This is a genomic window from Shewanella sp. ANA-3, from assembly GCF_000203935.1.
GTDB lineage: Bacteria > Pseudomonadota > Gammaproteobacteria > Enterobacterales > Shewanellaceae > Shewanella.
In genome coordinates this window covers 1,063,414-1,080,745 of sequence record NC_008577.1, presented here as the reverse complement: position 1 = coordinate 1,080,745, position 17,332 = coordinate 1,063,414, and the positions used below count along the sequence as shown (strand labels likewise).

General features: G+C 47.1%; 14 protein-coding genes. 7 read left to right on the top strand and 7 right to left on the bottom strand.

Going from position 1 to position 17,332, the window contains the following annotated elements; all coding sequences use genetic code 11:
- The first annotated feature begins 189 nt into the window (after nucleotides 1-189).
- The gene (locus tag SHEWANA3_RS04820; protein WP_011716053.1) at nucleotides 190-1,080 is read left to right on the top strand and encodes a DMT family transporter; all 891 of its coding nucleotides are present in this window, start codon (nucleotides 190-192) and stop codon (nucleotides 1,078-1,080) included.
- A 143-nt stretch (nucleotides 1,081-1,223) separates the two neighbouring features.
- Complete coding sequence (locus tag SHEWANA3_RS04815) at nucleotides 1,224-2,855, top strand: methyl-accepting chemotaxis protein (protein WP_011716052.1); 1,632 nt, start codon at nucleotides 1,224-1,226, stop codon at nucleotides 2,853-2,855.
- 84 nt (nucleotides 2,856-2,939) lie between these two features.
- Here the strand turns inward: SHEWANA3_RS04815 and SHEWANA3_RS04810 are convergent, their stop codons facing one another.
- The 4 genes from SHEWANA3_RS04810 to SHEWANA3_RS04795 form a co-directional block, all read right to left on the bottom strand.
- On the bottom strand, nucleotides 2,940-3,407 hold the full coding sequence (locus tag SHEWANA3_RS04810; RefSeq protein WP_011716051.1) for a hypothetical protein: 468 nt from the start codon (nucleotides 3,405-3,407) through the stop codon (nucleotides 2,940-2,942).
- Between the two features lie 55 nt (nucleotides 3,408-3,462).
- Nucleotides 3,463-4,311, bottom strand: a complete 849-nt coding sequence (locus SHEWANA3_RS04805) for an FAD:protein FMN transferase (RefSeq protein ID WP_011716050.1) — start codon at nucleotides 4,309-4,311, stop codon at nucleotides 3,463-3,465.
- Complete coding sequence (locus SHEWANA3_RS04800; RefSeq protein WP_011621715.1) at nucleotides 4,311-4,862, bottom strand: FMN-binding protein; 552 nt, start codon at nucleotides 4,860-4,862, stop codon at nucleotides 4,311-4,313. The genes SHEWANA3_RS04805 and SHEWANA3_RS04800 overlap by 1 nt, the downstream gene beginning before the upstream one ends.
- 79 nt (nucleotides 4,863-4,941) lie before the next feature.
- Nucleotides 4,942-5,850 (bottom strand): DUF6662 family protein, encoded by a 909-nt coding sequence (locus SHEWANA3_RS04795; RefSeq protein WP_011621714.1) that lies wholly within the window; start codon nucleotides 5,848-5,850, stop codon nucleotides 4,942-4,944.
- Between the two features lie 535 nt (nucleotides 5,851-6,385).
- Here SHEWANA3_RS04795 and SHEWANA3_RS04790 point away from each other — a divergent pair.
- From SHEWANA3_RS04790 to SHEWANA3_RS04780, 3 genes are all read left to right on the top strand, one after another.
- The gene (locus SHEWANA3_RS04790; RefSeq protein ID WP_011716049.1) at nucleotides 6,386-7,723 is read left to right on the top strand and encodes a Na+/H+ antiporter NhaC family protein; all 1,338 of its coding nucleotides are present in this window, start codon (nucleotides 6,386-6,388) and stop codon (nucleotides 7,721-7,723) included.
- A gap of 185 nt (nucleotides 7,724-7,908) precedes the next feature.
- Nucleotides 7,909-8,601: a hypothetical protein gene (locus SHEWANA3_RS04785; RefSeq protein WP_011716048.1), complete on the top strand. Its 693-nt coding sequence runs from the start codon at nucleotides 7,909-7,911 to the stop codon at nucleotides 8,599-8,601.
- Between the two features lie 11 nt (nucleotides 8,602-8,612).
- A complete protein-coding gene (locus tag SHEWANA3_RS04780) occupies nucleotides 8,613-9,323 on the top strand; it encodes a 23S rRNA pseudouridine(2604) synthase RluF (protein ID WP_011716047.1) in 711 nt (236 codons plus the stop codon).
- A gap of 162 nt (nucleotides 9,324-9,485) precedes the next feature.
- Here the strand turns inward: SHEWANA3_RS04780 and SHEWANA3_RS04775 are convergent, their stop codons facing one another.
- Nucleotides 9,486-10,943, bottom strand: coding sequence for an OmpA family protein (locus tag SHEWANA3_RS04775; protein ID WP_011716046.1), 1,458 nt, complete (start codon nucleotides 10,941-10,943; stop codon nucleotides 9,486-9,488).
- A gap of 972 nt (nucleotides 10,944-11,915) precedes the next feature.
- Here SHEWANA3_RS04775 and SHEWANA3_RS04770 point away from each other — a divergent pair.
- A complete protein-coding gene (locus tag SHEWANA3_RS04770) occupies nucleotides 11,916-12,248 on the top strand; it encodes a hypothetical protein (protein WP_041412559.1) in 333 nt (110 codons plus the stop codon).
- 128 nt (nucleotides 12,249-12,376) lie between these two features.
- A complete protein-coding gene (locus SHEWANA3_RS04765; RefSeq protein ID WP_011716045.1) occupies nucleotides 12,377-12,658 on the top strand; it encodes a hypothetical protein in 282 nt (93 codons plus the stop codon).
- A gap of 592 nt (nucleotides 12,659-13,250) precedes the next feature.
- Here SHEWANA3_RS04765 and SHEWANA3_RS04760 read toward each other — a convergent pair.
- A complete protein-coding gene (locus SHEWANA3_RS04760) occupies nucleotides 13,251-15,407 on the bottom strand; it encodes a S46 family peptidase (RefSeq protein ID WP_011716044.1) in 2,157 nt (718 codons plus the stop codon).
- A gap of 239 nt (nucleotides 15,408-15,646) precedes the next feature.
- Nucleotides 15,647-16,822, bottom strand: coding sequence for an aromatic amino acid transport family protein (locus SHEWANA3_RS04755; protein WP_011716043.1), 1,176 nt, complete (start codon nucleotides 16,820-16,822; stop codon nucleotides 15,647-15,649).
- Nucleotides 16,823-17,332: the final 510 nt, after the last annotated feature.

Genomic DNA, 17,332 nt, shown 5'->3' with positions numbered 1-17,332 from the left:
AACTCCAAAAATAGGCTGGCAAATTCGAGGCGAATACTGAGACTTAAAAAGGATTGTCCGCCGACGAACTGACATTGTCTTTTAAGCGATATTTATATCATAAAAGACCAGAGATAATAGCAGCAGCCTAAAACATCGGGTTTAAGCCCCTTCGCCTAACCCCGTCTCCACACCAATTAAGACTGACCTATGCTGTATTTATTTCCCCTGCTCGCCGTCGTGATTTGGGCGGGCAACGCCATTGTTAACAAACTCTCCTTTGGGATCATCGCCCCCGAAGCGATAGCCTTTTATCGCTGGTTTTTTGCGATGCTAGTATTAACACCTTTTATGCTAAAACCCGTCTGGCGTAAGCGTAAAACGATTGCACCATTACTGCCCAAACTCGCCACCTTGGCCGCCTTAGGCATGGTATTAAACCAAAGCCTAGCTTATTTTGCGGCGGCAACCACAACTGCGACCAATATGGCCCTAATCAACTCGCTGGTGCCTATGGTGAGCTTGTTCTTGGCCGTACCACTACTCAAACAAAAGCTGACGCCTCTTGTCTTTGGTGGCACTGTGATTTCGCTCTTGGGCTTAGTGTTCATGTTAAGCCACGGCGATATGGCCAATCTTGCCATCGGCGTGACCCAAGGGGATTTACTGTTACTCATCAGCGCCTTTGTATACGCACTTTATGGGGTATTGCTTAAACGCTGGCAATTGCCGATATCGACGTGGGAGTCAGTGTATATTCAAGGGCTTATCGCGGTGTTGATGTTAATCCCGCTGCTGTTTAGCGCGCCAAGTACAGCCATTAGCAGCCAAGCCGCGCCGTTAATACTCTATGCCGCTCTGGGGGCCTCACTCATCGCACCTTGGGCCTGGATTAATGGCATCAGCAAGTTAGGGGCCGAGCGCACCAGTATTTTCTTCAACTTGATGCCGATCCTCGCGGCAATCTTAGCGGCGATTATTCTGAATGAAACCTTAGCCGTTTATCACTATATAGGTGGTGCTATGGTCATCTTTGGGGTGATGTTAGTACAGGTAAAACCTAAACCGAAAACACCAGCGCCTATCGCCTGCACCGAATAAATCGCTTAACTCAACGCCCCAAAACCTTGGGGCGTTTTTTTATCATCGCTTCTAATACAGACTTTTCGCAGGCTGCTGCAAACAACCAAATAGCGACTAAGCTATTTAATAAGTCGTTTTGTCAGAGAGTTATGGAGAGTCCCATGTTTAATAGCATTAGAGTCAAGTTTTCGCTGATGTTTGCCATTATGGCCACAGCCTTAATTGTGATGGCCGTGACGGATGCGATGCAGAACCGCACCACCCTCAAGCAAATGCAGGAGTTTAGCCAACGATTTAATCCGGCGATTTCGGCTATCCTCAACGCCGACCGCGATCTCTATCAGGCCCAATTGAGTGAAGAAGTACTGCTTAGGCCCGAGCTCAGCAGCGAGAACCGCAAGAGTGAGATAGACAACTGGCAGGAAAACGTCGACCAAGCGCGCGATCGCATGGGGGAATTTAAAAATTATCTGCAAGACCATTTAGAAGTTATCAAGTCCACCAGCGGTTTTGAGGCGCAATTTTCACTCTGGTATCAAGCCTCATCGGAAGTGATCAATGCTGTGAAAAACAATGACTTTGAACTGGCAAGACAACTCCATGAAAACAAATCTAAAAAAGAGTTTAAGGCCTTAAGGAGTATCTACAACGCCGCCGGTGAAGCCGCCGATAACCGCGTTAAGGAACTGGATTTACAGGCCTCAGAGCAGGCCACCACGCAAACCCAAATTTCGGTCACCATAGCCACCTTAGTCGCGATAGTAGCTCTCGTGATCGCCTACTTTGGTCCCAAAATCATAGTCAATGCGATCCGCGATATTACCGACAGGATCAACGATATTGTCGATGGCGACGGAAACTTAACCCAACGAATCCCCATCACCCGTCAAGATGAAATTGGCGAGCTAGCCAATGCCTTTAACTTGTTTGTGGCCCAATTGCAGCAAATGGTTATCGCGATTATCAGCCAAACCAAAGATGTCAGCCAAACCGTTGAAAATCTCGCGACAAAATCAACCACCACCATAGGCATCAGTTACGAGCAGGAACAGTTTGTCGATACCATAGTCACGGCGGTGAATGAGATGAGCGCTGCGGTGCGAGAGGTGGCCAGCAACGCCCTGCATACCGCCACCGAAATAACTAAAGTCAACGACCAAACCATTGAGGGTAAAAATATCCTTACCCAGTCGGTTAACCATATTCAGCAACTGTCTGAGTCGGTGAAACAAGCCGTGGCGGTTATCGAAAAACTCTCAGTGAATTCCGCCAATATCGCCTCGGTATTGGATGTTATCCGCTCGATTGCAGAGCAAACTAACCTACTCGCCCTCAACGCCGCCATTGAGGCGGCCCGTGCGGGTGAGCAAGGACGCGGCTTTGCGGTGGTTGCCGATGAGGTGCGGACACTGGCGAGCCGCACCGAAACCTCGACCCAAGATATTCAGCGTATGATTGAGGAGTTACAACGGGGTGTAAATGATGCAGTTAAGAGCATTGAATCGGGCGCCAGCCTCACGAACTCGACCGTGACCCTCGCCAGTCAGACACAGGATGCCTTAGATGAGATCCTGAACTCCACCTCTAAGGTCAGTGAGATGTCGACCCAAACCGCCACGGCCACCGAAGAGCAAACCCATGTGACCGAAGAAATCAATCGCAACTTGACCGAGCTGTCTGACAAAACCCGCTACTGCAATACCGTTATCCAAGAGACTCAGCAAATCGTCGTCAACACCCAAACCATTTGCAGCAACTTACAAAAAGAAGTGTCACGCTTTAAAGTCGCTTAACGAGAGTAACGCGCCCAGATGTCCCTGACTTCGCGTCGCTCAAAGACAGATAAAAAAGAGTGCCTAGGCACTCTTTTTTATGGATTAGAGGATACGCTGACGCGTTAAGGATTGCTGCCGAATTTGCTGGCCGTGCCAGTAATGCCAGCCAAAGCCGCCACAGAGTAATAGCCCTAAAAAAGTGTGCAATAAACTCGCGGCCAACTGCGCCGATTCTGAGCTCAAGTAATACAAACCCACGCCCGTTAACGCTAATGCCAACAAACTGAGTGACATCACTAATCCACTCTTATGATTAAGCTTTTTACGCCAGCCTGCACGGATATGGCTATGCCACAGTGCGCCGAGCAAGATGAGCATCAGCCAGCCCAGCAGCACATGCATCACAACCGCGGGTAAACGCAGCTCCCCGCTCAGGCCAAAATCCACATCCCACTGCAGTTTAAATTCCATCACCCAAGGCAGCATAAATAAGCCTGTAAGGCCCGTTACTGTGATGGCAAGAATGATCAACCAGAAAAACCAATTGGGATAACCACTTAATTTTTTCATTTTTATTTATATCGTCAAAAATACTAAAGATTGATGAAAGCTTTGTCCGCAAACCTTAGAGCGCGAAGTTGACTAAATCGCCACCCAACTGCTGAATTTTTGTCGCGGCGGTAGCATCGTCAAGGTAACCCGCGACCTTGGTTAACGCATCGGCGCGCCAGGCAAACGGTGCGCGCACACTTACAACCCTTTCTTGGTCGCTGGCACACTGCTGCTCGTCTAAATTGCCCGTCGGTAACAATAACGCGGGATAATCATGGCTTAAATGCTGGGAAACCCGCGAACTGGCAAGGGCGGTATTGCTGACATTGATCTTTTGACTCAATCCGTTCGGACCACGGCACAACACATTTAATGAAGCGCTGCCAAACACTTTTAAATCACCACCCGCATTCACCCAGCCACCGCACACGCCGGCCCGTCGCAATTCAGTGACAGCCATATCGACCGCATAACCTTTAGCTATGCCATCTAAGGTCAAAATCAGTGGACGAGCTAACCTTGCTTTATCCGCTTGGATTTCAATATCTCGCCAATCCCCCTGCAACAGCAGCGGCATCCCGAGATAGGCAGGCAAGGCGCCGCGGGACATCATCTCGCCGCCCACAGTGCAGTTGAAGAGGTTGTCACTAGCCCTGCCAAACCACTTGGCGAGCTTCAACACCCTCAGGCTATCAGGGCTTAAGGATATCCACTGCCCCGGCTGGCGATTCAGTAGATTAAGCTCACTGTCCTGCTGGTGAAAACTGAGTAAGCGGCCAATATGGGCCACACGCGAAAAAGCCGCTGTTATAGCGGCTTGAAGGGCAGGCTCATCAAATGAAGGATGAGCATTGTGCTCGGCAACGGACTCAGCGGCAATTTCGACTAAGGTGCCGAGTAAGGGTTTGGCTCTACGTATCACTATGCGACTGACTGCGACAAAAAGAGTTGATGGATAACAAGTAACCGTTTTACGCCATCGAGTAAATTACGGCAACTTAATGTGGCACCGCTAATATTGCTGACATCCTCATCGAGTTTAAAGGGATCTTTGAGGGTTTTACCGTGGAATTGATCGCGCCAACTCGCTTCACGCACTTGGCCACCGTGGGTTTCACGATAACTGAGCACCTCTAACCCGAGCACTTCGCCCTGCGGACTGATGCCGATAGCGTAGGTAATATACTCATGTTTACCGACAACATCATCCACCACAAACCAACCGAGAAACTGACCGTCCTTTTCAACTTTCCAGATAGGCTGCTGATCTTGGCGTTGGCGAACGCCCGATAAATCTTTGATCTGATCTTTCGCATCGGAGCTCAGTAAGGTTGGACGCTCACTAAATACCGCTGCCTTATCAAAAATCAACGCCTGCGCTTGGGCCACTGTTAAATAATCCGCAGAAAATGCAGGGGCGGCCACGACGACCATTGGCATAAACCACAAGCTATTCAGATATGTATGCGCCATTTCAATACCTAGTGTTAAAGCAAAAGCTTGATTCATCGCAGGCAGAGCAACGCTGCCCTGCCTATGAGTAAAATACAAATTAGAAGTTAAATGCCACTTTTAATCTGACTTCTTGTTCTGTTTTTTCAATCAGATGCAGACTGGTGTCCTTTTGACCTTCGTACTGCTCACCGCCACCACTTAACTGAGGTAACCAAGTGAGGGTCGCCCACCAATCGGCGCTACCATAGTGCAATGAAGGGCCGGCGAAGAATGACCAACGCTCTTGACCAATCTCAGTCTCAAATTCGGTCTCGAATAACACTTCGGCACTGATAAACCAGTTAGGCGCGAAACGGTAGCTCAGGCCAGTGCCCATTTTCAGCTCCAGTTCCATCTCAGGGTCGGTTGACCAGTCAAAGTCTTCAGGCAAATTCGCAATTGGTGCGCGGTCGGCATAGGTCGATTCCATGCCAAGGTTGCCAACCCAAATTAACTCGCCTTCGAGCATGTACTTTTGAGTCTGTAAGCCTAAATCGAGTGACAGGGTGTCTTTGTCTTGACCAGAGTGCACATCAATCCAGTCATAGTCTAAAGAGGCAGTCATAGACAGACCGATATCATCCTTGGCAGGGCTTAAAAACATGTAACTTAAGCCAACTTCAGCGCCAGAGGTGGCAAAACCAATGTTTTTCTCTTTCGGCAGGTAACCATCAATGATTAAGCCGCTGGTATCTAGAGACATAAACTTAGCCGAACCCGATACCGCAAACTTGTCGGTCACACCGTATTCCAGCTCAGTTTCGTAATTAATACCACGGTAAGTACCTTGGCCTTTGTCGTTACGCAACGTCACTTTTTGATAGAGTTCAATGGCTTCTTTAGGCATAGCCTCAGCGCCTTTGACATAACCAAATAAATCTTCACCCGCAGTGGCTGTGTGGCAGATACCGAGTGTTAGCACAGAGGCTGCGACGACACTCAGGCGATGACGAGAAGATGTGCGCATTTAAACAAAGCTCCAAAGAGTTATTAACATAATTTGGAGGCGATTCTAGTAGAGCAACAAAAACAACGCAAATCATTATCATTAGTGTTTTATCAGATAAAGTACCAAATAATAAGGATATTTCATTTAAAACATGATGTTACAAATTAATGTTGAATTAATATTTTTTTGCTATGCAATCGGCTAATGGCCTAAATCGGCACATTTCTGCCTAAAGGCTATACTCACCATAGCATTTGTAACAGGTCACCCCCTATACAGCTTTCATGCCCTGTATCTTTTCGAAAAAAGTGCTATAGGTAATAGATTGATTAATAAGGTCTAAAATGGCTATCCACCACGATTTAAACCTCTTTTTAACGAACAGATCACAATGGAAGTAAAAACATCTAGACGTCTAGATTGACAGTAAAATGGCAATCCAATATGCTTGGCACCAAGTTGCTAGGATATGATGCCAAAGCGGCATAGATTTTAAGCGAGTTCGACTGCCAAGGATCCCGCGGAAAACCCGCCGAGTAAAAGAGACATTACATTGAGTCAATCAGCCCAAACCACTGCACCGAGTAGCCCGGCATCCTTTATTGCCCTGTTACCCTTATTCGTTTTTTTAAGTCTGTTTATTGGCGCAGGCGTCTATTTCCAAAGCCAAGGTGTAGACTTTGCCTTCTATCAATTACCGAGTGTGATTGCCATTCTGCCAGCCATAATTCTGGCCTTGGTATTATCAAAACAAAAACTCAATCAAGCGATTGATACCTTTATCGGCGGTATTGGCCACAGCAATATTATTGCTATGTGTTTGATTTACTTGCTGGCTGGCGGTTTTGCTGCGGTAGCGAAAGCCACTGGTGGTGTCGATGCGACCGTTGCCTTAGGTTTATCCCTTATTCCTTCAAACCTATTACTGCCCGGCTTTTTTGTGATTGCCGCCTTTATTGCCACCGCAATGGGTACCTCAATGGGCACAATCGCCGCCGTGGCACCTATCGCCTTAGGCGTTGCCGATCAGGCACAAATTGATTATGCCCTGATGGCGGGCGCCGTGATGTCTGGCGCACTGTTTGGCGATAACCTTTCGATTATTTCGGATACCACTATTGCGGCCACTCGTACTCAAGGCTGTGATATGAAAGATAAATTCCGCGAGAACCTGATTTTTGCGATCCCTGCTTCACTGCTAACTTTTGTCGCCTTTGTGATTGCAGGCCAAGGCCAAGCCGATCTAGCCGCTCAGGATATCGACTTTATCAAGGTGATTCCTTACCTGACGATTCTGGTATTAGCAGTCGCAGGGTTAAACGTGTTCGTCGTCTTGACCTTAGGCATTCTGCTGGCGGGCGCTGCGGGATTCCTGACCATGGACTATGGCGTTATCCAATTTGGTAAGGATATCTACGCGGGCTTTAGCAATATGCAGGAAATCTTCATCCTGTCGATGTTAGTCGGTGGTTTAGCAGCGCTGATGCAGCAACAAGGTGGTTTAGCCTTTGTGAGCAAACAGATTGAAAAGCTCATCACCCGTTTCTCAAAAGCTCAAGGTGAAGCCTCATGCCGCGCGGCCGAATTAGGCATGGCAGGGATTGTGGCCGTCACCAACAGCTGCGTTGCCAACAACACAGTGTCTATCGTAGTGACGGGTGATATTGCTAAAGATCTGGCAGAAAAACACGGTGTTAGCCCTAAGCGTGCGGCCAGTGTACTCGATATTTTTGCCTGTATTATCCAAGGATTAATTCCCTATGGCGCCCAAGCACTGCTAATCGCTTCAACCTTTAGCATCACACCGCTGGCGGCTGTATCCCACGCTTGGTACTGCATGATCCTAGCGGCTGTCGCGATTGCGATTGTGATTTTCCGTAAGCGCCACTAATCTTATTCGACTGTCGATAACACCAAGGGAGCTATTAGCTCCCTTTGTTTTTATCAGCCGAAAGATCAAATCAGGCCGAGACTTGCCATCAGTTTCGGATTCAGGCAAGTTACAGCGGGTTATTCGCGCGGTATGAAGCTTAATTTACGCCATAGTCATTCACCACAAAATGCATCCATCACAATATGAATCCGCAGCATGAACCCAGTTTTTACGACTTACATCGCCTGATCACATGGTTGATTGTGGGCGCGGCGCTGCTGAGTGCCACAGGGGTTATCATCGCGCTCTACGCCGAATATCAAGTTGTAGGCACTCCCGCCCTGTTTATGCGTGCCGATTTTCTCGGTGACTATATCAACTCGCCCCTCGCCTATGTGTTTAACCTCGGATTACTCGCCGCAGGGATTTGTATGTTGAGCTCTATGGCTGGGCTCTACTTACTTAAACTCGACACCTTTAGCCAATATATTGCGCTCACCGGCGCCTGGGTTGGCACCTCGGTGATTTTGATGGGTATTTTTCCGATTAACTTTTTAACCATGCACAGGCTGGTTTCGACGAGTTATCTGTTAAGTACGCTAACCCTGCATGCCTTGGTGATTATCGCGGGAATCGTGCCTAAGCTTATCTGCCCAAGACCCTTGTTTTACTTAAGCTTATTAAGCTTTATCAGTGCCGTTAGCCTGAGCTTACAACTGGATTGGAGCCAGCTAGATTTCCCGCCCTGCGAGACAGGCAATCACTTCTGTTTTGTCGCCGCCAATATGTGGCTGCAAACAAACCTTAATATTATTTGGTGCTTAAGCCTCGCATTTGCCATGCGCCGTTTATCCAAAATCCTGTATTATCGCGCCCAAGTCCATCACCCGTTTTAGCTTAGTCATTTATGCGTCTCGCCAAATACCTTGCCCAATGCGGCATTAGTTCACGCCGTGAAGCCTGCCGCTTGATTGAGGCCGGACGCATCAGCCTCAATGGCAAGATAGCCAAGCATACCGATGCCGTGCATTTCGATGCTGACGGCCAATGTCTCGATAGCCTCTGCTTAGATGAAAAGCCCATTTCGGGCGCCGAAGCACTCAGCTATTGGATCTTCAATAAAGCCGTGGGCACAGATTGCCGTTTGTTAGACGCCGATAAATCCAGTTTGCTGCATTTACTGCCAACTACGCCAAGACTCTACCCTGTTGGCAGATTAGACAAGGATTCCCGCGGTTTATTATTGCTGACTAACGATGGCGAACTCACCCATAAACTGATGCACCCTAGTTTTGCCCACAGTAAAACCTACCATGTGCAGCTCGATAGACCCTTCAACGATGCCTTTATCGCGCAAATGGCCAGCGGCGTGCAATACAAAGAAGTACGCACACTCCCCTGCCAAGTCACACGGTTAAGCGCAGACCGTTTTGAAATTGTGCTCACCCAAGGGTTAAATCGCCAAATTCGGCGCATGTCCAACGCCTTGGGTTATAAGGTGATTGACTTACAACGCGTCGCGTTAATGACATTAACCCTAGCATCCTTAGCCGAAGGCGAAATGCGCCCACTCAGCCCAGAGGAAATTACAACACTTAAAGCCGCAGTGATGATTTAGTGAGGACAAGTAGCGAATGCCCTCAAGCAGCTAACCTCAATATAAGACAAATGCCTGCGCGAACAATATCTTCCGATGAACGCCAATACCAGTAAAAACGCCTGAGATGGCTCAGGCGTTGTTAATGAAGCTAAAGTAGCCTTTCAAGCTGATGAAATAGAGCTACTTTTTATCGGAACGAAGCACTAACTCCACTCTGCGATTCAACTTTTGTCCGGCATCATTAGTGTTACTGGCCACAGGGCTGTATTCCCCGTTACCGTGGGCGGTTAATTGGGCTGACGGAATTTTAAACCCGTCACTCAACTGCTTAATCACTGCTGCGGCGCGGCGCTCCGATAAGCTTTGATTGTAACTCCGCTCGCCCTTGTCATCGGTATGTCCGACCACATAAAAACTCAGCTTCGGATTCTGCTTAAGATAACTCGCGAGGACCTCGAGTACAGGCTTAGACTCGGGCAACATACGCTCACTGTCATAATCAAACAACAATCCCTCTAATGTTGCCTTGCCAGTTTGGCTAATCGCATCGGTCAGGGCATCGAGATTAATCGCCACACGATCATCCTTCAGAGTAGAAAGCTCCATTACCCTAAGCGTAGTATCGGCAGGTGTGCCATCGAAATATCCTTGGGAATAGATATCGAAGTAAACATCTCCCTTGGCGTGACTCAGCTTAAACAGCTGATACTCCTGCCATTCGTCTTCTTTATCATCCTTGATTAATTTGATGGCATTAATCAGGCTATCATCGTCACCGCAGGCCGTACCTTTACAGTGGAACACCCGCTCAGCCTGCAGCTTTTGTGCTGCTGCGGCATAATTGCTGTTGATTTCAAACAACGAGTAGCTTTCAGGCATCTGATAAGTTATTTGGGTAAGCTTGGCGTCCAGCGGTTTGGTTTGATAATCTGCGCCCGAGATCCCCACCAATACAGGCACTTGAGTAAAGTTAGTTTGTTTGTAACTGGTAATATAACTGCCGGGTATACGCCCCAGCAAAGGATGGTCTGTCGCGCCTTGAGCGTCGTCACTGCGCCTATCTTTAATCTCAATGTCCTTCGGCGCCTGCTGTAAAAAGTCACTATTCGCTTGGATCAAATCCAGCGGCTCAGGGATAGCGTCGAGGATATCGACCTGTAGATAGGTGTATCTATCCTCCCGATTGACGACATAGATACTGGTGTAAACCTCACCACGAGAGCCTTTCAGTTTTGCCGCCACATAAGCACTGTGATAGTCGGCATTCACGCTCTTAAGCGGCTTTAGCTGAGTTTGCATGGCTTGACCATCACCACAGGTGGCAGCCTTGCAGCTAAATAACACTTCAGCATTCAGTTTTTTAAGCTGTGCCAAATAGTTATTGATCACATGTTCAGGACTATACCCCTCTGGTAACTCAACGCTTTGTCGAGTTAATTTCCCCGATACAGGCAACAGAGTGAACTTGTCACCATTCACTGCGGTGATAAGCTCAAAGGGCGTAAAGTGGATGCGCTTTTCTTCATGCGATTTGGAATCCGGGAAGGGAGTAAACAGCGATTCAGCATTCACCGCAAAAGTAGCGACACCGCAGGTTGCAGTCAAAAATACAGCACTCAATAACGTCTTATGTCCCATAAAAAATCCTTTTCTGTGGGGGAAAGTTAGCCCTCGCGAACCAACTAACTAGATAAAAAATAGTGACGGGATAATACGATAAAAATATTTACCTAGGTATTAAACGACATAAAAGTAATACTTTTTATTGAAAAGGAAATACGGGAAATACTGCGAAGAAATAAAGAAAAATAATATAGAAGCCCCACCTTTAAATAGCACACAGAAATAGAAATACCACGTTCATATGAATGTGAAATAGCAACCATGCTACTAACGGTCACAGTTGTAACAGTGGCAATCTTAACAACCATTGAACTGTTCATCTGGCTAAAAGCTTTTACCCCCAAACAAGACTGTCGAATCGGATATTGGGTTATATGCATTGCCACTGTTTCCCCAGTGAAGCGCCCCCTCTTCATTTAACAAGAAGTATCCCTATAGGCTCGACGGCGGCATCTAATGTATATGGATTTACGAATGTTGCGATCACATGGATGTGAATAAGCAACCATGCCGCCAACGGTCACTGTTGTAACAGTGGTAATCTTAACGACCATTGAACCGTTCATCTGGCTAAAAGCTTTCTGCCCCATTCCGTATTTCGGCTCGTTAGCTCAACCGAAAATTCCCACTCCAGTTGCCATACAAATTCTTAACTATTTGCCTAAGTTTGGCCATACCAGAAATCGACTAACAATGTATGGGTATACAGTCATATTTAAATTTAGGTATTTTTGTATGATTTTAAGACAAGAACAGTGCGCACTAACTCCAACCGAAATAAATAAAACGCTATAAAATCAGTTAAATATAGTGACTGAATTTTAGTTAATAGGTTTGGAAAACGCGCATGCGCGTTTTTCCAGATAGTGTATTTGGCAGAAAGCTGATAAGTTCTTTGCATACAGATAGTTAACCGTGCGCGTTTTCACTAGTCCAACGAGGCAAACGCGCATGCGCACGAATAAAATGTTATAACCCTAGGTAGCTATGAAGTTAGACATTACCAATAGATACAAGACGGACTCTCTTATACTTCTCGAAGAAGAGTATGGTTACCGGCGTTGGTTTTGGTTTCCTAGTATGTCTCTAGAGGAATTAGAGCTTTGGTGGCGGAATCTAGAAACTGTAGAGCCATACTTTATGACACCTGAACCATTGCCAGGTGATCTATATAAAGCAGAAAGTGAAGACGAGTTTGATCTTTTTTATGAGCTAGAATCATCTTCAGATTATTATTTCGCGCACATTCATTGTGATGACGATAGTGTTTTAATGAAGCCAGATAAAACTAAGGTTTTTCACAAAGGCTATGAAGATTAGTTGGGTTATAACAAAGCAAATTAAAAAGGACGGACAAAAAACAGTTGGCTTTGTTCGTACCTCACAAATTTTAGCCAACTATTTTTAGCCGTTTATTTGCAGCGTTATATACACAAGGAGTACAAGCATTGTTCAATAAATTAATTCCAGTTTCGCTGATAGTTTTGTTATCAGCTTGTGGTGCAACTCAACCACCACCTTATCAAAAAGATAGAAACTCCGTAGATAGAGATCAATATAACGGTGTAGAAGGCATGGCTCAGTTTCAAAAGGATCAGAGTTACTTAGCTAGTAAAGAGCTATCTGATAAATGTAAAAAAGCTAAAATTGACTTAGCAATTGCAGAAACAGAAAAAAATGCTAGTGAAATTAAAAAGCAAAATGCATTAATTAGTAATACGTGCATATAACCATCGCCATCAAAACGCCGCTTTGCGGCTCGACTCGCAACAAGTTGCTCGCGTTTGTGCGGGCGTTACCCATAGAAATTTTAATCCGAAACAGACGTGTAAGAGCAAAGGGTCTATGACGCTTTCGTCTCAAAACGAGTCACTATCTGCTTTAAAACAAACAGGCCACACCGATGTTAAACAGGAGAACCATGGTAATTAGCGAGACGACCGTCCGCCCCATGGCCGCTCTTTGGCATTCATGCCATCGCGGCATTCGTGAATCCATTCACATCAGACTGGGCGGCCCTACATCCACGGATGGACTTGAACAACATCCCTGTTTAACGGCCAGTTCGCCATCCATGGCTCTCGTTCATAAGCTTAGAAACCCTAGGTTTCTATTCACCGTGTCGGTGAGCGAATACCATGGCTCGCCTAGCAATACTGTTTTCAACAATTATCGGCAAGTCATTACATACAAAAAAGCGATAAACCACATTGGCTTATCGCTTTTTATTATCTTGCGATTGCTACCTAGTTATCACGTAAATCATATGACATAAGCAACTTCGCAATCATATTCGCCGCACCTGTGCGATGCGGTGATGGATTACTTAACGATTTCCATCTCGGCTAATAGGTTGTCGGCATTATCTAAATACTTCATTACCCATAGCATATAACGGCTATCGACTTGGATTGAGCGGTTGATATTGTCGTCGTACGCCCAGTCACCGATGATGCTTTCATATACGCCATCGAACAGTAAACCTACTAATTCGGCGCGGCCGTTTAGGGTTGGGGAGCCTGAGTTGCCGCCGGTGGTGTCTAAGGTCGACAGGAAGTTTACCGGCACAGAATCGATGGCTTTCACATAGAAATCACCGTATTGCTTCTGCTTGATAAGCTCTAACTGCTTTTTCGGCGCATCGAATGGGTCAACGCCAGTGTCTTTTTGCACTATGCCTTCGAGGCGAGTAAAGGGCTTAGCCACTAAACCATCTTTAGGTTCATAACCTTTAACATGGCCGACGGTCACGCGCAGGCTAGAGTTCGCATCGGCATACACTGGCTTACCTTGCTCACGGTTATAGGCGATGATGGCATCCATATACTGCGGACGCACTTTCATCAACTCGCCATCTAACTCTTTCTCTTTCTTCTCTTCGCTCATGTTGGTGTCATACATGGCCACGGCGAATTGAATAAAAGGATCCTTAGAGGCTTTGAAGTCATCAACGGATTTTTCCATCCAAGCTAAACGCACATCTTTATTGCCCAACTCGGTTTTGGCGTACATTTTGTCTAAGGTCTTCGCCAGTTTAGCTTCGTTAACCTTTTTATCGATACCAAAGGCTTTATCCATAGCAGGTAAGCGCTGCGCCTCGGGTAATGCGGCATAACGTTTAAGCATATCCAAGAGCACGGCCTTATCGACACTTGGCGCATAACGACGATCGATACGCTCCATACTGGCCTTGAAACGCGTCATATCGCGGTCTTGGAAGCCGGGTTCGCGTTGCATATCAGGCAGTTGCTTCTCATGGGCTAAACGGTACAGATTGGTCGCCGTTGGCACCATAGTGGTGTTGCCAATGTAGCTTAAAATCATATCCCGTTCTTGATGGGCTTTGCTCTTGGCGATCAGCGCGTCTAACTCGCTTAAGGTTTTACCGTATTTGGCTTCGCGGCTGCCGTCTTTAGCAATCCATGCGGCGAGCTCGGCTTCACGGGCCTTGCGGTCGGCTAACATGGTGGATTTGCCATAAAACTCGATCATCGAAGTGAAGTTTTTAGCGTAGTTCGCTAAGCCTGCAATTTGGCTCTCGTACTTAATGCGCTCGTCGCTGCCTTCTGGCGCGGTTTCTTTGATGATTTCAATAAAACGTTCGCGCAGCATCTTGCCTTCTGGGTAAGCCCATTCGAACTGATTTTGCACTTCGTTCGCGGTGCGGTATCTGTTGGTACGGCCGGGGTAACCCGCCACCATCACAAAATCCCCTTCGCTCACGCCTTTGGCCGAGACTTTTAAGAAACTCTTTGGCTCGTACGGCACGTTGTCGGCGCTAAATTCGGCAGGTTTACCGGTTTTAGACACATAGGCGCGGTAGAAAGAAAAGTCGCCCGTGTGGCGCGGCCACATCCAGTTATCGACATCGCCGCCGTATTTACCAACGCTGCCCGCTGGGTTATAGACTAAACGTACGTCGCGGATTTCTAACTGTTTTACCAGATAGTATTCTAAGCCACCGTGGAAGCTATACACTTGGCAGCGGTAGCCTTCATCCTTTTCACACTCGGCAACGAGTGCTTTTTCTTGGTTCTCAACGCCTTGATAAAACTCACGGCCCGTCTTGTTTTCAAGCCCAGCGTTGACGCGCTCAGTCACGTTGGTGACATCTTCGGTGACATAAACGCGAGAACCAGGCGCCGCAGGTAATTCATCGGCAAAGGTCTTGGCTAAGAAACCGTCCTGTAACAGGTTTTTCTCTGGAGTCGAGTTATATTGAATCGAACCATAGGCACAGTGATGGTTTGTCACGACTAAGCCTTTTGGCGATACAAAAGATGCCGTACAGCCACCTAGGCTAATCACGGCATTCATGGGGAATTCGGTCAGTTTGGAAATCGATTTCGCATCAATCTCTAAGCCTTTCGCTTTGAGTTCATCGGCCATTGCGGGCAATTGGTGTGGCTGCCACATACCTTCATCGGCATGGGAGGCAAAACTCGCCGCCACGGCAACTGAGAGTAACCATTTTTTCATTATCTTAAGTCCGTTTTAGGTGAAGAAAGCCGAGCGCTTGCGAGGCCATTTCTTATATTTATTGGGATTACATGCCGCTTTGGTTAACGCTAAAAAGCAAAAAGTCAGGCACTGGGCCTGACTTTAGCATATCGCACGCACTCTATAACAGAGTTAGAAAAATTCGCTTACAAAGCAAATACATTCATCATAGATTATCGGTTTCACTCTACCGTTTCAGCGCATTAAACAACCTTAAGTTACAGCGCGACAAATAGCTGAGCGCCGATAATCACTGCGCCTAGCAGACCGGCAATGCCGAGGGAAAATGTCCCGCCGGACACTTGATATCCCTGTGGCGTAGCTTGGCGCTGACGCAGTGCCATCACGATCGGCAGGAAGATAATCATCACCACCAGCGGCACGGCGGCAAAGCCTAATACGGCAACAAAACCTTCGGGGACATAGAGCGCACATAACAGCGGCGGCACAAAGGTTAACAGCCAAGTTTGAGCGCGGCCGAGGAAGGTCTTCTTCGCGCGGGTCAGTTCAGCCACAAAATCATACAGGCTTAAGGTTACCCCGAGGAAAGAGGTGATTAAGGCTAAATCCGCAAACAGCGAAATACATTTGCTGATCCAAGGCGTGTGAGCAATCTCTTGTAATGCACTGATAAGCGCAGGTAAAGAGCCATTAAAGCTGCTGATTTCGGTGCCCCCCACAGTGCCTAAAGTCACCAATAACCAGAAGATATAACAAGCGAGTGGAATGGTTGAACCTATTAATAATACTTTGCGCAGCGAAACAGCATCGCCATCCAAATAACGTACTAAAGTCGCGATACACACGTGGAAACCGAAGGAGGTAAACACCACAGGAATCGCCGCCATCCAACTGCTGGTCATGGACTCGGCCACCGCACTGGTTGCCATACTCGAGATGCTGACTTCGGGTAATAAAAACAGCACGACCACAATCAGCAATAAAATCATCAGCGAAAACAAGAAACGCGAGGCTTTATCGACCCAAGCCACCCCTAAGGCTGCAAATCCACCCAACACTAAGGTAAACAGCACCACAGCCAGTTGGTTGTCTAACACGAGGTCGAACATATTTTTGGCTTTAAGCACTAACAGCGATGAGCCGCCCGTCAAATAGGCTGCTGTTAAAGCAAAGAGCAAGCTGAGAAATGAGGCGCCTTGCACCATTTGGCCTTTCTTGCCGAGGAGTTTGCCCGTGATAGCGTGGACGTTATCACCGACGCCAGAGCGCAGGTTAATCTCAAGCATTAACAATGAGGTATAGGCTGACAAGCCCCAAATCACCACCATTAACAAAATGGCTGGCACCATGCCTAAAGCGGCCGTGGCTAAGGGTAAGGCTAACATTCCCGCGCCAATGGCGGTCCCCGCGACAATGGCTATCGAGCCTAACATTTTTGAATTCACACAATTATCCTGTTCAAGTATTAATTATTATTTTTTAAGGTTTTTTGAGTAGATTTGAAGGATAAAGCCTTGCGCACTCTGTGATTAAGCCAACAGCAATCTCAAACGAAAAGCGTCACTAAACTTAAAGCATCCAATCCGATCTCAAAGAGCAGATCAATTGGCCCCAATAGCTTTTGAATATTTCAACCCAGTCGCCATTGAGGCTAACTAAATCGTTTGCAGAAAAGTGACATTAATTTCAACCGTGATTGCCTTAGCAAAGCAGCGACATCGCGCGTAATAGAAGATAGCTAGGGACATTAACAGAGCCTATCCCAGCGGGCAAGCCAGTTATAGACAAAGATGACGCCGCTTTGGCTATCCGAAGAGGAAATGTGAGTAAAAGATAAAAAATCGAGGCGGATCTGTTATCAAAACAATAACCCCTGCAACACCTGTGGCATTGCAGGGGTTATCTATTGGCTTTGCGATTCGCTCAGGGGATACGGGATTGCG

Coding starts and splice junctions, on each gene's coding strand:
- SHEWANA3_RS04800 (WP_011621715.1), bottom strand. CDS start 4,862: ATGGCGCATACATATCTGAATAGCTTGTGGTTTATGCCAATGGTCGTC.
- SHEWANA3_RS04795 (WP_011621714.1), bottom strand. CDS start 5,850: ATGCGCACATCTTCTCGTCATCGCCTGAGTGTCGTCGCAGCCTCTGTG.
- SHEWANA3_RS04780 (WP_011716047.1), top strand. CDS start 8,613: ATGCGTCTCGCCAAATACCTTGCCCAATGCGGCATTAGTTCACGCCGT.
- SHEWANA3_RS04820 (WP_011716053.1), top strand. CDS start 190: ATGCTGTATTTATTTCCCCTGCTCGCCGTCGTGATTTGGGCGGGCAAC.
- SHEWANA3_RS04755 (WP_011716043.1), bottom strand. CDS start 16,822: ATGTTAGGCTCGATAGCCATTGTCGCGGGGACCGCCATTGGCGCGGGA.
- SHEWANA3_RS04815 (WP_011716052.1), top strand. CDS start 1,224: ATGTTTAATAGCATTAGAGTCAAGTTTTCGCTGATGTTTGCCATTATG.
- SHEWANA3_RS04775 (WP_011716046.1), bottom strand. CDS start 10,943: ATGGGACATAAGACGTTATTGAGTGCTGTATTTTTGACTGCAACCTGC.
- SHEWANA3_RS04810 (WP_011716051.1), bottom strand. CDS start 3,407: ATGAAAAAATTAAGTGGTTATCCCAATTGGTTTTTCTGGTTGATCATT.
- SHEWANA3_RS04760 (WP_011716044.1), bottom strand. CDS start 15,407: ATGAAAAAATGGTTACTCTCAGTTGCCGTGGCGGCGAGTTTTGCCTCC.
- SHEWANA3_RS04770 (WP_041412559.1), top strand. CDS start 11,916: ATGAAGTTAGACATTACCAATAGATACAAGACGGACTCTCTTATACTT.
- SHEWANA3_RS04785 (WP_011716048.1), top strand. CDS start 7,909: ATGAATCCGCAGCATGAACCCAGTTTTTACGACTTACATCGCCTGATC.